This is a genomic window from Ideonella azotifigens, assembly GCF_006519715.1.
GTDB classification, from domain to species: domain Bacteria; phylum Pseudomonadota; class Gammaproteobacteria; order Burkholderiales; family Burkholderiaceae_C; genus Ideonella; species Ideonella azotifigens.
Map to the genome: position 1 here is coordinate 1 of NZ_VIDT01000913.1, position 1,818 is coordinate 1,818.

Below are 1,818 nucleotides of genomic sequence, written 5' to 3' on the forward strand. Positions count from 1 at the left end.
GCCCCGCGCCGTCCCCGGCTTTGAGGAACCCCTGATCGCCACCAGCCCTCTGGTGGCCGCAGACGAAGCCGCCCTCACCCAGGCCCTGGCCGGCCTCAACCCCGGCAGTCTCGACGGCCTGGCCCCGGTCGAGCGCTTCCTCGCCGCCCACCCGCAGTCCGCCTGGCGCCTGGGCCTGCAGACCAACCTGGGCCTGTGGTACTACCGCGAAGGCTATTTCTCCCGCGCCATTGCCGCCTGGGAAGACGCCTGGACCATCGGCCAGTCGCTGCAGGATCCATCCCCCCAAGCCCGCGCGATGGCCGACCGGGCCGTCGGCGAGCTGATCCGCATGCACGCCCGCCTGGGCCATGCCGAGCGCCTGAAGGAATTGCTGGCGGCGGTGGAAGGCCGGCAGTTGATCGGCCCGGCCACCGAACTCGTCGCAGGTGCCAGGCAAGGCCTGTGGATGATGGACAACAACCCCGGTGTCGCCTATTTATGTGGCCCGAACGCGCTGCGCCGGCTGGCTTTGCTGAACCCGGCCAATGCCGGCAGCCCTGGCAAGCCGGAGATGAAGCTGCTGGAGCGCTACCAGTCCGGCCCGCAAGGCGTCACGCTGGGCCAGGTGGCGGAACTGGCCAAGGCGGCCAAGCTGCCCTACCGCGCGGCCTTCCGGGTCGGCAACACGCCGATCCCTGTGCCGTCTGTCGTGCACTGGAAGGTCAGCCACTACGCGGCCATCGTCGGCCAGGAAGGCGACCGCTTCCACATCCAGGACCCGACCTTCGGCACCGACCTGTGGGTCAGCCGGGACGCGATCGAGCGCGAGAGCACGGGCTTCTTCATGATCCCGGCTGCCACTGCGGCGGCAGGCTGGCGGCCGGTGACGGTGGCCGAGGCCGCGCAGGTGCGGGGCATGGGCTACACCAACTCGGGCGATCCCAACGCGACGCGGCCGGACGACCCGAAGGAGAAGCCGCCTTGCGGCAATGCCGGCATGTGCGGCTACAACGCGCATTCGATGAACGTCAGCCTGAACCTGACGGACACGCCGGTGGGCTACCGGCCGGCGGTCGGCCCGGATGTCTTCTTCCAGCTGACCTACAACCAGCGCGAGGCTCGCCAGCCGACGCTGCCGACCTTCGGCAACCTGGGCCCGAAGTGGACCCACAACTGGCTGGCCTACGTGGTGGACGTGCCAGGGCGCCCGGGGGTCAACACGATGAGTTATGTGCGCGGGGGCGGCGCCTATGACGAGACGGGTTATTCGGCCAACACCGGCAAGTTCGCCCACGAGCCGGCGGGCTATTCGCTGCTGCGCATGGTCTCGGCCAGCCCGGTGCGCTACGAGCGCAGCTTCAAGGACGGCAGCGTGGAGGTATATGCCAGCCCGGATGGGGCGACCGTCTACCCGCGCCGGGTGTTCCTGACGCAGGTGCTGGACCCGCAGGGCAATGCGGTCACGCTGACCTATGACGGCAGCATGCGGGTCACCAGGCTGACCGATGCGGTGGGCCGCATCACCAAGCTGGCCTATGGCAATGCGAGCTTCCCGCTGCAGGTGACCAAGGTCACCGATCCGTTCAACCGCTTTGCGGCCATCGTCTACGACGCTTCGGGCCGGCTGCAGAAGATCACCGACGTGCTGGGCCTGGCCTCGACGATGACCTATGACGCGGGCAGCTTCATCACGCAGCTGGCGACGCCTTACGGTGCCAGCACCTTCACGGCCTCCGAGAGCGGGCCGGACCGGGTGCTGGAGATGACGGACCCGCTGGGCTACACCGAGCGGGTGGAGTCCAAGCAGTCGGCGCCTGGCATGCCGTATTCGGACCC

General features: G+C 68.9%; 1 pseudogene. It reads left to right on the top strand.

From position 1 onward, the window contains the following. Nucleotides 1-52: 52 nt before the first annotated feature. Nucleotides 53-1,818: pseudogene (locus FKP22_RS29175) on the top strand (hypothetical protein); the annotation flags it as partial.